This is a genomic window from Shouchella oshimensis, assembly GCF_004375095.1.
Classification (GTDB): Bacteria; Bacillota; Bacilli; order Bacillales; family Bacillaceae_D; genus Shouchella; species Shouchella oshimensis.
This window is the reverse complement of record NZ_SNUX01000004.1, coordinates 522,009-539,627: the sequence shown is the minus strand read 5'-3', so window position 1 is coordinate 539,627 and position 17,619 is coordinate 522,009. Positions and strand designations below refer to the sequence as shown.

The window sequence follows — 17,619 nt, the reverse complement described above, 5'->3', positions numbered from 1 at the left end:
CTTTTCTATGAGTGAAAAAGGAAAGGAAGTCTAACATGAACCCATTAGATCAAATGAAACAGTCGCTACAAACAGAAATTAAACATGCCATTATAAAGGCCGGGCTAGCAACGGAGGAAGAGGTACCGGAAATATTCTTGGAAGTGCCAAAAGAGAAAGCACATGGTGACTATGCTACGAATGTGGCGATGCAATTAGCTCGTATTGCGAAAAAAGCACCACGTCAAATTGCAGAAAGCTTTACTGAGCAATTAAATAAAGAAAAAGCTAAAATTGAAAAAGTAGAAATTGCCGGTCCTGGCTTTGTGAATTTCTTCTTAGACAATAGTTATTTAAGAGAGATTATCCCAACGGTGCTTGCTGCAGGTGAGCGTTATGGTGAGAGTGATGCTGGGAAACAAGAGAAAGTATTGATTGAGTTTGTCTCTGCTAATCCAACAGGTGATTTGCATTTAGGACATGCCCGTGGCGCAGCAGTTGGCGATTCTTTGGCAAATATTATGGCAAAGGCCGGTTACAATGTCTCTCGTGAATACTATATTAATGATGCTGGAAACCAAATTGATAACTTAGCCTTATCTCTTCAGGCTCGTTACATGCAGGCGCTTGGTTATGACTTTCCTATGCCGGAAGATGGGTACCAAGGTGCCGATATCATTGAGATTGCGGCACAGTTAAGAGCAGAAGTTGGCGATGAATACGCAGCATTAGAAGAACAGGAAAGACTAGAAATTTTGCGTCATTACGGTTTAAACAAAGAGCTAGAGAAAATAAAAAAAGACTTAAGCGTGTACCGAGTTTCGTTTGACCATTGGTTTTCAGAAACTTCCCTTTACGAGTCAGGCCAAGTAGAAAGAGGGCTCGATGTCTTAAAAGAAAAAGGAAAGACTTATGAGCAAGACGGGGCGACATGGTTACGTTCAACTGATTATGGAGATGATAAAGACCGTGTTCTTGTGAAAAATGACGGCAGCTATACGTACTTGACGCCAGATATTTCTTATCATCTCGATAAGTATGATCGTGGACATGATCGTTTAATTGACATTCTAGGAGCCGATCACCACGGCTATATTCCACGAATGCGAGCAGCTATTCAAGCATTAGGCTATGATGCCTCCCGTTTTGATGTTGAGATTATTCAAATGGTTAGCTTGTACCAAGGTGGCGAAAAAGTGAAAATGAGTAAGCGTACTGGAAAAGCGGTTACGCTAAGGGATTTAATGGATGAAGTGGGAATTGATGCGACGCGTTACTTCTTTGCAATGAGAAGTGCTGATACGCACATGGACTTTGATATGGATCTTGCGGTTTCCAAATCAAATGAAAACCCGGTTTATTATATTCAATATGCTCATGCTCGTATCTCTTCTATCCTTCGCCAAGGGGAAGAAGCAGGTATGACCGATTACAATCAAGCAGATTTAACACAGCTAAATGGTGAGAAAGAATACGAGTTATTAAAAGTAATTGGTGATTTTCCAATAGCTGTTGCTGATGCAGCGAAAAAGCAAAATCCACAACGAATGGCCAATTATACGTACGATCTTGCACAAACACTTCACAGTTTCTATAACGGAAATCGTGTTGTTGATGGGGACAATGAAGCACTTTCTTATGCACGACTGGCACTCATGAAAGCAACACAACTAACGATTAAGAATGCACTGGCTCTTTTAGGGGTTCATGCACCTGAGAAGATGTAACAATGGAAATCCTTTGGTGGCTTCTAATTGTCGTCTTTTTCGTTGCAAGCTACGTCGGACTGATTGTACCCATTATTCCATCTGTCCTCGTGCTATGGGGTGGCTTTCTTATTTACCTCTTTGGGTTGTCAGGCAACCTAAGCACGTGGTTTTGGGTCGGTATGGCTGTGTTGACGATCTTTTTACTAGTTGTTGATTTTCTAGCAAATGTTCTTTTTGTAAAACGTACAGGAGGTTCTAAATGGGGAGAACGGATGGCGTTGGTCGGTGTAATTATAGGTGCATTTATCTATCCGCCGTTCGGTTTAATTCTCGTGCCTTTTGTACTCGTTTTGACCGTGGAATTGCTACAGCAAAAAACGTTTAACGAAGCTATCAAGATTGCATTTGCTTCCTTCCTTGCGTTTTTAAGCGGCTCATTTGCTAAAGCCGTTGTTCAAACGGTGATGATCATTTGGTTCTTTATTGAAGTTTGGTTAACTTAAAACAGAAGCAAAAGCGCTATGGCGACGACTTCAGGTCTGAGGTGTCTGACTATAGCGCTTTATTATAGGAAATTGATAAGAGGCTTTGTAGCCTTTTCTTTTAAGCGATCCAATAGGGGTCGCTTTTTTAAGGCTTCCGCTGTTATAGTAATGGATCGTTCGAGGTCACGTTGAAAAAGTGTTTCTACATCGTGAATAAATAATTCATCATTAGTAAAACAGCTCATTTCATTATTTAAGTGTAAGCTTCGTTGATCAAAGTTAGCAGTACCAATAAGACAAGTAGCACGGTCAACAACGAGTACCTTTACGTGATAGAAACCACGGTAGTAGTGATGGACAAGAGCCCCTTCTTCGATCATGGTCATAATAAACGGTGTAGCAGCATGTTTAACGAAAGGATGGTCAGCCTTTTCAGGTAGAAGAATCGTTACTTGTACGCCTCTTTGACAAGCTTCAACCAACGCTTTTTTAAGTGCTTTCGTTGGAATAAAATAAGGTGTTCCAATCGCGATAGATTGCGTTGCTGAATGAATAAGGTCCAAATATCGTTTTTCCAATCCGACTCCTTGAGTACTTAAAAACTGTATGTGTTGAGAGCCTTCTTCTAATAAGGGGAGGAGTCTAGATGGATTAGGGATCGCTTCTACTTTTTCAAAATCTCTCATAAACTGTGATTGAATCGCATGAACCCCAGTGCCAGTTAATCGAATGTGAAAATCTCGCCAATAGCCAAAAAATGGATTGCGACCTAAGTATTCATCGCCGACGTTAAAGCCTCCTATGTAGCCAATACGGCCATCAATACAGCCAAGTTTTCTATGGTTTCTTCGGTTCATTGAAAAAAAGATCCAAGGCATTTGTATTCTGGAAGAGGTTTGAAAATGCACCCCTGCTTGTTTTAATGCTTTTTTATCGGAGTTCGAAAGTTTACAACCAAATTGATCAATGAGTAGTCGAACAGATACGCCTTGTTCAGCTTTTTCACAAAGTGCCTGTATCATGCGTTTACCAATACCATCGCTTCTAAAAATATAGAACTGAATATGGACATGGTCTTTTGCGTCTGCAATGTCTGCTAGTAAACAGGCGAATAAGGCCTCACCGTCTGAAAGTAACGATACCTTGCTTGGATAGGAAGATGTCAGTTCACTTGATTCATGCTTGCGTAAATGGGTTAATCCGAACTGGTAATCAAACCGGAGCCAAAGAAAAATAGCACACCCAATGGTGATAATTATGAGCAATAATAGCATAGGAAAAGCTCCTTTCTGCCTCTTTATCGTTTCCGAAGAGAATGAAAATCATCCAAAAAAATAAAAAAGTTTGTTGACTGAATGCTCATTCATTGAAGTTGTGATATACTACGCTTAACGAAACTTGAGGAGGTATATAATGGGAGTTAGTACAGCTCTACTCACGGTGAATTGGGTTTTATTTCTTCTTGTAACCGGTTACGCGGTGTATCTTTTTGCCAATCTCATCTGGACGAGAATTAAATTTATTAAATTGGGCAAAAAAGCAGAATTTGAACATACGCTAAATGAACGCATGCAAGCCATTTGGAAAAATGTATTTGGACATAAGAAGTTAATGAAAGACAAAAAGAGCGGCATTATTCATCTCATGTTTTTCTATGGTTTTTTAATGGTTCAACTCGGTGCCATTGATTTAATATGGAAAGGGTTAAACCCCGGTAGTCATTTACCGTTAGGTCCAATCTATCCGTTCTTTGTCTTATTCCAAGAACTCGTCGTTGCAATGATTTTAATCGCCGTAGTATGGGCCTTTTACAGACGCTATGTTGAAAAAATAGTACGTCTTAAGCGAAATTGGAAAGCTGGGCTAGTACTTATTTTTATCGGTGGATTAATGGTTTCAAAGACGATGGCAAAAGGGATGGAAATGATATGGCTTGGAAAAGACTTAACGTTTTTTGAGCCCCTGGCCTCATCAGTAGCGTTTGCAACGAACTGGATTCCGATTACGGTTGCAGGCGGATTATTCTTTGTGTTTTGGTGGATGCATCTTCTCTTTTTACTAAGTTTTCTCGTCTATGTACCTCAGTCAAAACACGCGCACTTAATTGCTGGTCCTGCGAATGTCTTTCTAGGTCGGACGCATAAAGTAGGAAGATTAGCAAAAGTAAACTTTGAAGATGAGGATGCGGAAAGCTTTGGCGTTGGTAAAATCGAAGACTTCAATCAAAAGCAGCTACTTGATTTGTATGCGTGTGTTGAATGTGGTCGTTGTACCAATATGTGTCCAGCAACAGGAACTGGGAAAATGCTGTCACCAATGGATTTATTATTAAGAATGCGCGATCATTTAACCGAGAAAGGTGCCGCTATAACGTCACGCTCGCCGTGGATGCCTTCCTACGCATTTTCAAACACAGCTGCCAATTCTTTAGCGGCGAAAGGCCATGAAGAAGCAGCAGCTAGTTATGATGTCAGTTTGATTGGAGACGTCATAACAGAAGATGAAATTTGGGCATGCACAACATGTCGTAACTGTGAAGATCAATGTCCTGTGATGAACGAACATGTGGATAAAATTATTGATTTACGTCGTTACCTTGTTTTAACAGAAGGAAAAATGGATCCCGATGCCCAACGTGCGATGCAAAACATTGAACGACAGGGGAACCCTTGGGGAATCAGCCGTAAGGAACGTGAAAATTGGCGTGATGGCCGTGAAGATATTTATGTCCCAACAGTTAAAGAATTAAGTAAAAAAGGTGAAGAGTTTGAGTATTTATTCTTTGCTGGCTCAATGGGTGCTTACGATAACCGCAGTCAAAAAGTCGCACAATCATTCGCGAAGCTGCTTAACCTTGCGGGTGTCTCATTTGCAATTATTGGGAATAAAGAAAAGAACTCTGGTGATACGCCAAGACGACTAGGAAATGAATTTTTGTTCCAAGAACTTGCAAGCGCTAACATTGAGTTATTTCAGAAGCATAATGTGAAGAAAATTGTTACAATTGACCCGCATGCATACAACACATTGAAAAACGAATACCCAGAATTCGGGTTGGAAGATGTCGAAGTTTATCATCATACAGAACTTCTTGCAACATTATTGCAGGAAGGAAGGCTGTCACCGACGAAAGAAGTAAATGAAACAATTGTGTTCCATGATTCTTGTTATTTAGGTCGCTATAACGACGTGTATGATCCGCCGAGAGAAATTCTAAAGTATATTCCAGGTGTGAATGTTGTAGAAATGGATCGTAATCGTGAAAATGGCATGTGTTGTGGAGCTGGTGGTGGTATGATGTGGATGGAAGAAGATAAAGGTCAACGAGTAAACGTTGCCCGGGCTGAGCAAGCTCTTGCCGTTTCTCCATCTGTAATTGGTAGTGCTTGTCCATATTGCTTAACCATGCTTAGTGATGGTACGAAGGCACTTGAAAAAGAAGATGACGTACAGACAATGGATGTTGCTGAAATTTTAGAGAAGTCGTTAGAAGAACCAGCATAGATAAGATTCGCGTAAAGCGAATCTTATCTGCTACTAAAATGACCGAGCGTTCGCTCGATGAGGAGAGTGTCTTATGAAATCGGTAATCATTGATGGTGCACGAACACCAATTGGAAAAATGGGTGGAGCATTGGCTTCATTCAAAGCAACCGATTTAGGTGGATTTGCTTTAAAAGAGGCATTAACTCGTAGTCAGCTAGACCCAGAAGCTGTTGATGAAGTCATTATGGGCCATGTCCTGCAAGCAGGAGTAGGACAATTACCTTCCAGACAGGCAATGCATGCAGCGGGTATTCCCTGGGAAGTGAAAACAGAGACAATTAATAAAGTGTGTGCATCCGGTATGCGAGCAGTAACGATGGCTGATCTATCAATTCGTTCTGGAGAAGCTGAAGTGGTTCTAGCAGGAGGGATGGAATCCATGTCTAATGCGCCTTACTATATGCCAAAAGCGCGCTTTGGGGCAAGGATGGGCGATACCACGCTTATTGATGGAATGGTTTATGATGGGTTAACATGTTCATTTACAAATGTTCATATGGGAGTGTATGGAAATCGTACTGCTGAAGATTTAAATCTGTCACGAGACGAACAAGATCGCTGGGCTGCACGAAGCCAAGAATTAGCTGTTAAAGCGATTGAAAGCGGTATCATGAAAGAGGAAATTGTTTCTGTCGAAGTAAAAGGGCGAAAAGGCGAGAAGACCATCATTGATCAAGACGAAAGCCCACGTAAAGGTACAACAGTGGAAAGCCTCAACCAACTAAAACCCGTATTTGGGCGAGACGGTACGATTACGGCTGGAAATGCACCGGGTGTAAATGACGGTGCATGCGCTATGCTCCTTATGAGTGATGAACGTGCTAAAAAAGAAGGGAAGACTCCACTTGCAACGATTGTTTGCCATGAACGTATTGCTGTAGAGCCAAAGGATTTTCCGAAAACACCGGGTCTTGTCATTAACAAACTTCTGGAGAAGGCATCTGTGTCTTTAAGTGATATCAAGCGATTTGAAATCAATGAAGCGTTTGCCGCTGTTGCCCTTGCAAGTAATCAATTAGCAGAGTTAGACGAAACAAAAGTAAATGTTAATGGTGGTGCGGTTGCTTACGGTCATCCGATTGGTGCGAGTGGTGCTAGAATTATTCTTACATTAGCATATGAATTAAAACGAATTGGTGGTGGATATGGCATCGCTTCAATATGTAGCGGCGGTGGCCAAGGTGATGCCGTTCTAGTGTACGTAGAGGAGAACGCTTAATGAAAACAAAAACGATAATGGTAATCGGTGCAGGGCAAATGGGGTCTGGCATTGCGGAAGTATTTGCAGCAAAAGGGTACGTGGTTCTGCTGCATGATCAAAAACAAGAGCTTTCGCAAGCCGCTGTGGACGGTATGGAAAAAAGGTTGCAACGACTAGTAAATAAAGGGTACATGGAGCAGACAGCTGTCACGTCAACTCTCGCTCAAATCACGCCAATATCGGATATGCACCAAGCTGCATCGGCTGATCTTATTATTGAAGCGGCTACAGAAAACGTTGATATTAAGAAGCATATCTTTAAGGAGATGGATCGCTATGCCAAAGCGGACGCGATTCTAGCTACGAATACATCTTCCTTACCAATTACGGACTTAGCAAGTGTAACCAATCGACCAGAAGCTGTTATTGGCATGCACTTTATGAACCCTGTACCGAGGATGAAATTAGTTGAAATTATCCGTGGCTTAGCTACAAGTGAGGGCGTCTTTCAAACGATTGAAGCACTCTCCTACCAGCTTGATAAAGTACCTGTTTGCTCAGAGGATTTTCCTGGTTTTGTCTCAAATCGTATTTTAATGCCAATGATTAATGAGGCGGTTTTCACTCTTTATGAAGGTGTTGCCACAGCTGAAGATATTGATACTGTCATGAAGCTTGGCATGAACCATCCGATGGGTCCATTAACGCTGGCAGATTTTATCGGATTAGATACGTGTTTATTTATTATGAACGTGCTGCATGAAGGATTTGGTGATGATAAGTACCGCCCGTGTCCGTTATTGAAAAAATACGTGCAAGCAGGTTGGCTTGGAAAAAAAGTAGGCAGGGGGTTCTTCCAATATGAGTAGTGTTTTTTTTAATGAAGAACAATTAATGATGAAGAAAATGGTGCAAGAGTTTGCGCGAGAACAAATTGCGCCTAAGGTCGAAAAGATGGAAGAGGAAGATTGGTTTCCGCGTGATATTCTCAAGCAAATGGGGGAGCTAGGTTTAATGGGGGTGCCTGTTCCTGAGAAGTATGGTGGTGCAGGGATGGACTTTGTTTCCTATATCATTGCCGTTCATGAAATTTCGAAGGTAAGCGCAAGTATTGGCTTAATTATGAGTGTGCATACTTCAGTTGGAACGATTCCAATTGTTTTATACGGAACAGAAGCGCAAAAGAAAAAATATGTCCCAAAACTAGCAGCAGGGGAATGGATAGGTGCGTTTTGTTTAACGGAGCCAAACGCAGGCAGTGATGCAAAAGCGTTACAAACAAGAGCAGTAAAAGACGGCGATGACTATATACTGGATGGCTCGAAAGTCTTTATTACCAATGGTGGAGAGGCAGGAACCTACCTTGTTTTTGCGGTAACGGATCCAAAGGCGGGCTCAAAAGGAATATCGTGTTTCATTGTGGAAGACGGCACACCTGGACTTATTATTGGTAAAAAAGAAAAGAAGCTAGGTCTCTATGGTTCATCCACAACAGAAATCATTCTTGAACAATGTCGAATTTCAAAGGATCAACGCTTAGGAGAAGAAGGAGAAGGGTTGAAAATTGCTCTTGCTAACTTGAATTCAGGACGCATTGGAATCGCAGCCCAATCTCTAGGTATTGCAGAAGCAGCACTTGAAGCGGCGACAAATTACGCTAATGAACGAAAGCAATTTGGAAAGAAATTAAGTCAGCATCAAGGGCTCGCGTTTAAATTAGCAGATATGGCAACAGATACAGAGGCAGCCAAACAATTAACGTATTCTGCGGCGTTTCTTAAAGATAAAGAGATTCCTTGTGCAAAAGAAGCGAGCATGGCGAAGTTATTTGCCTCTCGAGCGGCAATGGATGTTGCTACGAAAGCCATTCAAGTTTACGGTGGGTATGGGTATATGAAAGAATACCCTGTAGAGCGTTATTTCCGAGATGCGAAAGTGTGCGAGATTTACGAAGGGACGAGTGAAATCCAGCAAATGGTTATATCGAGACAACTTTCCTCGTAAAAACGATTTGCGCTTATTCCCTCCGTGTTAAAATGGTAGAATCGTATTGACAGGAGTGGGTGAAGTGGCTGGGAAAAAAGTAATTCCTTCAATGGTGAAAGATGAAAAACTAATAAAAAAGCGTCGTCAACAGATGATTAAAGGTGCGGTAAGTCTTTTTATAGAAAAAGGTTTCCATCGAACGACAACGAGAGAGATTGCCAAAGAATCAGGATTCAGCATAGGCACGCTCTATGAATACATTGGAACGAAAGAAGATGTGCTTTATCTTGTCTGTGACTCCATTTACGATGAAGTGATGGAGAGTGTGAAGCGGCTGCTTGATGAAAGTGGTACCCCGTTAGACCGCTTAAAAATTGCCATTCGTGCGTACTTAGCGGTTGTCGATGAAAAGCAAGACGAAGTACTTGTGATGTACCAAGAAACAAAGTCTCTCCCGAAGGAGACGTTGCCTTATGTTCTAAAGAAAGAATTAGAGATGGTAACGCTGATGGAATCGTTTATTGGTGCTTGTGTGCAAAATGGAGATATGCAAATAAGTGAGAAGCAACAGCATTTATTAGCTCATAATATTCTCGTTTTAGGACAAATGTGGACGTTTAGGCGCTGGTCCATGCAAAAGCAGTTAGATATTGACGAATACAGTGATTTACAAATTAAACAGTTACTTTCTTCGTATGTTTTGTTAGACTCGTAGTAAATGGTTGCTGCGAGTTTTTCATTATGGCTAGAAATAAACGTAAATCTTGTTTATAATGGAACGTATGATTTTAGCAGTAAATGGCTTACACTAATAGATGGTACGATTTATGAAGATGATGGAGGGTGTGCCCGATTATGGTTGATTTGCAATCTTTGAATCAAGAACAACTTGATGAAATGTCCATGGTAGAAGCAGCGTTTGCAATTATGGTGGATCAGAAAAAGGCGTTTAATTTCTATGATTTACTAGAGGAAGTAGCGAAATTAAAAGGGTTGTCAAGATCAGAAGCAGAGGCAAGAATTTCTTTCTTATATACTGATTTAAATATTGATGGGCGTTTCCTAACGCTTGGAGATAACCAATGGGGTTTAAAAGCTTGGTATCCCCACGAGCAATCTGAAGAAGAGATTACGCACTCTGTTAAACCGAAGCGTCGTAAAACGGACGAAGATGAAGATGACTTTGATGCTATTGATGAGCTTGAAGAGGACGAATTTGAAGACTTGGAAGATGAGCTCGATGAATTAGCGGATGAGGAAGATCATGACGAAGAAGAAGACGAAGATGATGATTTCACGGATAAAGACGAAGATGAAGACTTAGGTGATTTTGACGATGACGAGGAATCGTCAAGTGAAGAAGAGGAAGATTAAAAAGTCTGCTTGACTTCTACGTGATAACTCGGTAAAATCATTTTTGGGCTTATCATGAGCTTATATAATGGAAATAATAAACAAAAGTGCGCCCCATAGTATGCCTATGGCGACGTGTCACTTTTGTTTTTTTTTGATAGATGAGCCAATTTTATAACGATCGAAGAAGTCGAATAGACGAACAAGATATAGAAAAACGCACGTACCTGTTCGTTAAGAAATTTTAAAGTAGGTGTCCACTTTGCACGCCATTAAAATTTACTAAGTGACTTATGATGTGTGAAATTGATTCAGGAGCATGTTAGCGCAAGATCCCCTTAAAAGCGAAGAGGAGGAAGTAGGATGGCAGCGAAATATATATTTGTTACAGGTGGCGTAGTTTCTTCATTAGGAAAAGGGATTACAGCTGCATCATTAGGTAGACTACTAAAAAATCGTGGGTTGAAGGTGACCATTCAGAAATTTGATCCATATATTAACGTCGATCCAGGAACAATGAGTCCGTATCAGCATGGAGAAGTGTTTGTGACTGATGATGGTGCAGAAACAGACTTAGATTTAGGCCATTACGAGCGTTTTATTGATATTAACCTTAGTCAAAATTCTAATGTCACCACAGGTAGAGTGTACTCAACTGTATTAAAGAAAGAGCGTCGTGGTGATTACCTTGGCGGTACAGTTCAAGTTATCCCGCACGTAACAAACGAGATTAAAGAACGTGTACTCCGTGCAGGTAGAGAAACGGGTGCAGACGTTGTCATTACGGAAATTGGTGGTACAGTAGGTGATATCGAAAGCTTGCCGTTTCTAGAAGCAATCCGCCAAATTAAGAGTGACGTGGGAATGGAGAATGTCCTTTATTTACATTGTACCCTCATTCCATATTTAAAAGCTGCTGGAGAAATGAAATCAAAACCAACTCAGCACTCTGTTAAAGAGTTGCGTTCGTTAGGGATTCAACCAAACGTCATCGTAGTACGCACAGAGCGTCCAGTACCTCAAGAAATGAAAGACAAGATTGCGTTATTCTGTGACATCCGTAAAGAAGCCGTAATTGAAGCTGGAGACGCAGATACCCTTTATCAGGTTCCACTTGATCTACAAGCTCAAAAGCTTGATCAAATTGTCTGTGATCACTTGCACTTGCAATGTCCAGAAGCAAATATGGATGAGTGGAGCGCCCTTGTTAACCGTGTAAGCAACTTAAGTAAGAAAGTTCGTATTGCCTTAGTTGGTAAATATGTTGAATTACAGGATGCGTATCTTTCAGTAGCAGAGGCGTTACGCCATGCAGGTTATAATGTCGATGCTGATATTGACATTGACTGGGTATATTCAGAGCAAGTCAATGATGCAAATGTGGCTGAACGCTTGAAAGAGGCAGATGGCATTCTTGTCCCTGGTGGATTTGGTGATCGTGGTGTTGAAGGGAAAATTGCTGCTACTCGTTATGCGAGAGAAAATAAAATACCGTTTCTTGGGATTTGTTTAGGCATGCAGCTTGCATCTGTTGAATTTGCTCGTACGGTTCTTGGGATGAACGGAGCACATTCTGCTGAATTAAATCCAACGACACCCTATCCAGTCATTGATTTACTTCCAGAACAAAAAGATGTTGAAGACTTAGGAGGAACCCTTCGTTTAGGTTTATATCCTTGTAAATTAAAAGAAGGTTCTCTTGCCCGTTCTGCATACGGCGAAGAAGTCGTTTATGAGCGTCATCGTCATCGTTATGAGTTTAACAATGAATATCGTCAACAAATGGAAGAGGCTGGATTTGTTTTCTCTGGTACGAGCCCAGATGGACGTTTAGTGGAGATTATTGAAATTGCCGATCATCCATATTTTATTGCCAGTCAATTCCATCCAGAGTTTGTGTCACGTCCAACTCGTCCACAACCGCTATTTAGAGAATTTGTGGCGAAATCATTAGAAGTAAAAGAACAGCAATAAGAGAGTAGTCAAGAGGCTACGCCAAAAGGTGATAGGTTATCCCTTTATAGGCGTAGCCTCTTTTTTTGATTTGTAAGAGCCAGTCAACGACTGTGAGTTTAGATTTACTTTTCATGTCGTCCTATGAAAAAAAGACTAAAGGTGATGGCTCAACCATTAGTCTTTTAGTTCATTTACAATATCAAGGGTGTTTAGATAGAGCTGGTTGTACATATAGAGTGTGGCAATTAAGCCTGGGTGTCCAATCCGTTCTCCATGCTCGTTAGGGGTCAAGCCCTTTGTGAGGCCAAGCTCTATTACGCTATCAGCATCGATTTCGTTACAAATACAATCCTCAGTGATCATTAATACGACAGGTACGCCTGCTTCGCTGCAATCCTTTAGAAGTTTTGTTGTTTCAAAGTCGCTTGCGTCAGGGGAAAAGAGAAGGAAGCGATCGACTGAAGAGAGGGTCTGATTGCTGTAGATTTCTCCATTTGGCAACGATTCATAACTTGCCGTTGTTGCATATTCAAGTGCTTTAAGTTCTGCTATCCCCTTGACATAGATGGTGCCATTTGCCATGATCGATTGTGATAAGAGTCTGGCGGCATTTTCAAGTTCATCTAGCTGGGTATCATTTATCTTTTTTAATAACCCAATAAGTTGAGTAGTGTAAATCTTATCCATATCTGTACCTCTCTCACGAATTACTTGTTATTATTCTAGTTTCCTGTAAGATAAAATGCAAATTATTAAAGGAAACCCACGAAACAACACGAATAAGTTTACAATGGAGAGGACGACTAGGAGGAGTGTTAACGGTGCATAATGTAATGATTGTAGACGATCAATTTGGAATACGAGTATTATTAACGGAAATCTTGCAAAAAGATGGCTATCAAATGTACCAAGCTGCTAACGGGAAAGAAGCGCTCGATATACAAGAACTTGAAAAGATCGACATTGTTCTGTTAGACATGAAAATTCCTGGTATGGACGGAGTAGAAATACTAAAGAAGATGAAAGAGCGCCAACCGACCATTAAAGTCGTTATGATGACAGCCTACGGTGAGTTAAAGATGGTGAACGAAGCATTGGAAAACGGGGCGATTAGTTACATGGCCAAGCCGTTTGACATTGAAGATGTAAGGCAAGTGATTCGCCATAATCTCTAAAAGTGTCAAAGTTTGAAAATGGATCCGTTTACATTTAATTTCTAACTCTTTCCTAGGTCAAATCGAAAAAAGATATGCTATAATAGATTCGATTAAAGATTCGTGTGCCTAGGTAGAATAGTTATTTTATATTTATTTCTTTACATAACTTTCGAATATAAGGTTATTTTAACAATAAATGAAGATGGACTTATTCCACCTATGGTAAGAGAAATGAAGGAGGACAATCATGCCTTTAGTATCGATGAAAGACATGTTGAACAAAGCGAAAGCGGAAAGCTACGCAGTTGGTCAATTTAATTTAAACAACTTGGAGTTTACTCAAGCAATTCTGCAAGCAGCCGAAGAAGAGAAATCACCAGTTATTCTTGGTGTTTCTGAAGGTGCGGCTCGTTACATGGGTGGATTCAAAACAATCGTTGGATTAGTAGAAAACCTAATGGAAGAGTACAAAGTTACCGTTCCTGTTGCGATTCACTTAGACCACGGTTCGAGCTTTGAGAAATGTGTAGAAGCGATTCATGCTGGTTTTACATCTGTCATGATTGACGGCTCTCACTATCCGTTAGAAGAAAATATTGCGTTAACGAAAAAAGTTGTTGAAGTTGCACATGCGCTTGGTGTTTCTGTTGAAGCAGAACTAGGTCGTATTGGTGGACAAGAAGATGACTTAATCGTTGATGATGCAGAAGCGGCGTATGCTATTCCTGAAGAGTGTAAAGAATTAGTCGAAGCAACAAATGTTGATTGCTTTGCTCCTGCACTTGGTTCTGTACACGGACCGTATAAAGGTGAACCAAATCTTGGTTTTGATCACATGAAAACCATCGATTCACTTGTCGGTATTCCACTTGTGCTACATGGCGGAACAGGTATTCCGACGAAGGATATTCAAAAAGCGATTGAATTTGGTCATGCCAAAATCAATGTAAATACAGAAAGTCAAATTTCATCAGCTAAAGCTGTTCGTGAAACATTGGCAGCTCAACCTGAGCAATATGACCCACGTAAATATTTAGGACCAGCTCGTGACGCGATTAAAGCAACAGTCGCTGGAAAAATGAGAGAATTTGGTTCTTCAAATAAAGCGTAAGGCGAGACGAAATTTAATAAAAGCAGTCGTAGACTGCTTTTATTTCCATTTATGAATGTAAACGTTTTTTTTAATAGGGGGATATGACATGAAGTTTTTTATCGATACGGCAAACCTTTCTGAAATTAAAGAAGCACACGAACTTGGTATTTTGGACGGTGTAACAACAAACCCTACTCTTGTAGCGAAAGAAAATGTAGAATTCCATGATCGAATTAAAGAAATTGCGGCAGTCGTCCCAGGAAGTGTCAGTGCAGAAGTCATTTCATTAGAGGCAGAGGAAATGATTCGTGAAGGAAAAGAGCTTGCAGCCATTGCAGAGAATATTACCGTTAAAGTTCCGATGACAGTAGATGGCTTGAAAGCCGTTCATGCATTAACGGAAGCTGGAATTCAAACAAACGTAACGCTCATCTTCTCTGCTGCTCAAGCATTATTAGCGGCACGTGCAGGCGCTACGTATGTATCTCCATTTCTAGGTCGCTTAGATGATATTGGACATGACGGACTAAATTTAATTACAGATGTTCGTACCATCTTTGACACTCACGGTTTGGATACTCAAATTATCGCTGCCAGTGTTCGTCACCCAATCCATGTAAACGAAGCTGCAAAACGTGGTGCGCATATTGCAACCATTCCACTGAAAGTCATTAAACAACTTACACAACACCCACTCACAGATAAAGGCATTGAGCAGTTTCTTTCTGACTGGAACAAATAATGTGAGAAAATTGGATTTGTGCATCAAGATTAACTCTGAACATACTTATTCAAAGGGGACTAGGTATAAAAGGAAGGGATTATCATGCATAAACTGCTAATAAAAGGTGGGCAAACCCTTGAAGGTTCTGTGCAGATTAGTGGCGCAAAGAATAGTGCCGTTGCACTTATTCCAGCTGCTATTCTAGCAGATAGTCCAGTTGTAATTGATAACTTACCATCCATATCTGACGTTGAGCTTTTAGCAGAGCTTTTACGTGAGATTGGTGGTGAAGTTACAATGGACGATCAACAGATGGAAATTAAACCAGAAAACATGGTTGCTATGCCATTGCCAAATGGACGAGTAAAAAAATTACGCGCATCGTATTATTTAATGGGAGCCATGCTAGGGAAATTTAAAAAAGCTGTAATTGGCTTACCCGGTGGTTGCAATTTAGGTCCAAGGCCGATTGACCAGCACATAAAAGGATTTGAAGCGCTCGGCGCTCGTGTGACAAATGAGCAGGGAGCCATTTATTTGCGTGCGGATGAACTACAAGGAGCGAAGATTTACCTTGACGTTGTTAGCGTAGGTGCAACCATTAATATTATGCTTGCTGCCGTTAGAGCAAAAGGGCAAACCATCATTGAAAATGCTGCAAAAGAACCAGAGATTATTGATGTAGCCACACTTTTAACAAGCATGGGTGCTAAAATTAAAGGTGCTGGAACGAATGTCATTCGAATAGAAGGCGTGAATCATTTAAAGGGCTGTACCCACTCCATTATACCAGACCGGATTGAAGCCGGTACATATATGATAATGGCTGCGGCAATGGGACAACGGGTGCAAATTGATAACGTTATTCCAACTCATTTGGATTCCATCACAGCAAAGCTTAGAGAGATGGGCACCAAGGTTGAAGAAAAAGATGACCAAATGATTGTGGAGGGAATGTTGGATAAAAAAGGTGTCGACATTAAGACGCTTGTTTATCCAGGCTTTCCTACGGATTTGCAGCAACCCTTTACAAGCCTTCTAGTTAGTGCCAAGGGTACTAGCATAGTAACGGATACGATTTATGATGCCCGGTTCAAACACGTAGATGAACTCAGGCGCATGGGGGCTAACGTCAAAGTGGAAGGCCGATCGGCCATTGTGAATGGGCGTTCTCCGTTGCAAGGAGCTAATGTTCGTGCTAGTGATTTACGGGCAGGAGCTGCGCTTATCGTAGCGGGATTGATGGCTGAAGGAATTACAGAGATATCTGGTCTTGAGCACATTGATCGGGGTTATGAACATTTAGAAGAGAAACTTCGAAACTTAGGTGCCATTGTATGGCGCGAAGAGTTAAACGAAGAAGAAATTGAGCAAGTGAATCAATCATAGGGGTCTTAGAATCGGGAGGATAATAGAGTATGGAACGCAGTTTGTCAATGGAGCTTGTCCGAGTAACAGAAGCAGCCGCACTTGCTTCAGGTCGTTGGATGGGCAGAGGAAATAAAGAAGAAGCTGATCGAGCGGCTACAGAAGCAATGAGAGATGTTTTTGATACGATACCAATGAAGGGTACAGTCGTTATTGGTGAAGGTGAAATGGATGAAGCGCCAATGCTTTATATCGGAGAGAAATTAGGAAATGGCTATGGTCCTCGTGTAGACGTAGCGGTTGACCCACTTGAGGGGACAAACATTCTTGCTTACGGTCAATGGAATGCACTTGCCGTTCTTGCTGTTGCAGATCACGGGAACTTGTTACATGCTCCTGATATGTACATGGATAAACTTGCCGTTGGTCCAGAAGCGGTTGGAAATGTCGATATTGATGCACCTGTTCTTGATAATCTAAAGGCTGTTGCGAAAGCAAAAAATAAAGATATAGAAGACTTAGTTGTTGTTTTATTAAATCGACCTCGCCATGAGAAATTAATTCATGACATTCGAAAAGCTGGTGCGCGAATTAAATTACTATCTGATGGAGATGTCGCTGCGGCTGTAAATACAGGCTTTGATGACACAGGTGTAGACCTTTTAATGGGCTCAGGTGGCGCGCCAGAAGGCGTTTTGGCTGCGGTAGGTTTAAAATGTCTAGGTGGAGACTTCCAAGGGAAATTATTGCCTCAATCAGAGCTTGAGCTTTCTCGTTGTAAAGAAATGGGCATCGCTGATGTAAACAAGATTCTTCGTATGGAAGATCTTGTGCGTGGTGATGACTGTATTTTTGCTGCAACAGGTGTAACCGATGGCGAACTGCTAACAGGCGTACGTTATAAAGGGACGAAAGCTAATACACAATCGATTGTCATGCGTGCGAAATCAGGTACAGTTCGTTTCGTTGAGGGAACACATAGTATGAAAAAGAAACCAGATCTAGTGATGCGTTAACACAGCAATACCTTAAAGTGAATGTTTGTCGAATAGTGAAAAGGGA

16 protein-coding genes are annotated in these 17,619 nt (G+C 41.1%); 14 read left to right on the top strand and 2 right to left on the bottom strand.

The window, feature by feature from the left end:
* Positions 1–35: 35 nt before the first annotated feature.
* Together argS and E2L03_RS18215 are read left to right on the top strand one after the other, a co-directional pair.
* Positions 36–1,706 carry an arginine--tRNA ligase gene (gene argS, locus E2L03_RS18220; RefSeq protein ID WP_134260007.1) on the top strand — a complete coding sequence of 557 codons (1,671 nt, stop codon included), beginning with the start codon at positions 36–38 and terminating at the stop codon, positions 1,704–1,706.
* Positions 1,707–1,708: 2 nt separating this feature from the next.
* Positions 1,709–2,191: a DUF456 domain-containing protein gene (locus tag E2L03_RS18215; protein WP_095150961.1), complete on the top strand. Its 483-nt coding sequence runs from the start codon at positions 1,709–1,711 to the stop codon at positions 2,189–2,191.
* 62 nt (positions 2,192–2,253) lie between these two features.
* Here E2L03_RS18215 and cls read toward each other — a convergent pair whose 3' ends face one another.
* Positions 2,254–3,447 (bottom strand): cardiolipin synthase, encoded by a 1,194-nt coding sequence (gene cls, locus E2L03_RS18210; RefSeq protein WP_134260005.1) that lies wholly within the window; start codon positions 3,445–3,447, stop codon positions 2,254–2,256.
* A 139-nt stretch (positions 3,448–3,586) separates the two neighbouring features.
* Here cls and E2L03_RS18205 point away from each other — a divergent pair, with 139 nt between their 5' ends.
* From E2L03_RS18205 to pyrG, 7 genes are all read left to right on the top strand, one after another.
* Complete coding sequence (locus E2L03_RS18205; protein ID WP_055735451.1) at positions 3,587–5,677, top strand: (Fe-S)-binding protein; 2,091 nt, start codon at positions 3,587–3,589, stop codon at positions 5,675–5,677.
* Positions 5,678–5,750: 73 nt separating this feature from the next.
* A complete protein-coding gene (locus tag E2L03_RS18200; RefSeq protein ID WP_124742818.1) occupies positions 5,751–6,938 on the top strand; it encodes an acetyl-CoA C-acetyltransferase in 1,188 nt (395 codons plus the stop codon).
* A complete protein-coding gene (locus E2L03_RS18195; protein ID WP_134260003.1) occupies positions 6,938–7,789 on the top strand; it encodes a 3-hydroxybutyryl-CoA dehydrogenase in 852 nt (283 codons plus the stop codon). The genes E2L03_RS18200 and E2L03_RS18195 overlap by 1 nt, the downstream gene beginning before the upstream one ends.
* Complete coding sequence (locus tag E2L03_RS18190; RefSeq protein ID WP_055735448.1) at positions 7,782–8,924, top strand: acyl-CoA dehydrogenase; 1,143 nt, start codon at positions 7,782–7,784, stop codon at positions 8,922–8,924. Before E2L03_RS18195 ends, E2L03_RS18190 begins: the two co-directional genes overlap by 8 nt.
* Before the next feature lie 91 nt (positions 8,925–9,015).
* Positions 9,016–9,621, top strand: coding sequence for a TetR/AcrR family transcriptional regulator (locus tag E2L03_RS18185; RefSeq protein WP_038486293.1), 606 nt, complete (start codon positions 9,016–9,018; stop codon positions 9,619–9,621).
* 140 nt (positions 9,622–9,761) lie between these two features.
* Entirely contained in the window at positions 9,762–10,280 is a 519-nt protein-coding gene (gene rpoE / locus E2L03_RS18180) for a DNA-directed RNA polymerase subunit delta (protein WP_038484135.1), read from the top strand.
* Positions 10,281–10,622: 342 nt separating this feature from the next.
* Entirely contained in the window at positions 10,623–12,233 is a 1,611-nt protein-coding gene (gene pyrG / locus E2L03_RS18175; RefSeq protein ID WP_038484132.1) for a CTP synthase, read from the top strand.
* Positions 12,234–12,389: 156 nt separating this feature from the next.
* Here the strand turns inward: pyrG and E2L03_RS18170 are convergent, their stop codons facing one another.
* On the bottom strand, positions 12,390–12,902 hold the full coding sequence (locus E2L03_RS18170; protein ID WP_134260001.1) for a DUF2529 family protein: 513 nt from the start codon (positions 12,900–12,902) through the stop codon (positions 12,390–12,392).
* A 146-nt stretch (positions 12,903–13,048) separates the two neighbouring features.
* Here E2L03_RS18170 and E2L03_RS18165 point away from each other — a divergent pair, with 146 nt between their 5' ends.
* From E2L03_RS18165 to glpX, 5 genes are all read left to right on the top strand, one after another.
* Positions 13,049–13,390, top strand: a complete 342-nt coding sequence (locus E2L03_RS18165) for a response regulator (RefSeq protein ID WP_038486291.1) — start codon at positions 13,049–13,051, stop codon at positions 13,388–13,390.
* Positions 13,391–13,619: 229 nt separating this feature from the next.
* Positions 13,620–14,483 carry a class II fructose-1,6-bisphosphate aldolase gene (gene fba / locus E2L03_RS18160; RefSeq protein ID WP_038484126.1) on the top strand — a complete coding sequence of 288 codons (864 nt, stop codon included), beginning with the start codon at positions 13,620–13,622 and terminating at the stop codon, positions 14,481–14,483.
* A gap of 88 nt (positions 14,484–14,571) precedes the next feature.
* Positions 14,572–15,207, top strand: coding sequence for a fructose-6-phosphate aldolase (gene fsa, locus E2L03_RS18155; protein ID WP_038484123.1), 636 nt, complete (start codon positions 14,572–14,574; stop codon positions 15,205–15,207).
* A gap of 84 nt (positions 15,208–15,291) precedes the next feature.
* On the top strand, positions 15,292–16,578 hold the full coding sequence (gene murA, locus E2L03_RS18150; protein ID WP_038484120.1) for a UDP-N-acetylglucosamine 1-carboxyvinyltransferase: 1,287 nt from the start codon (positions 15,292–15,294) through the stop codon (positions 16,576–16,578).
* Between the two features lie 29 nt (positions 16,579–16,607).
* Positions 16,608–17,573, top strand: a complete 966-nt coding sequence (gene glpX, locus E2L03_RS18145) for a class II fructose-bisphosphatase (RefSeq protein ID WP_035394268.1) — start codon at positions 16,608–16,610, stop codon at positions 17,571–17,573.
* Positions 17,574–17,619: the final 46 nt, after the last annotated feature.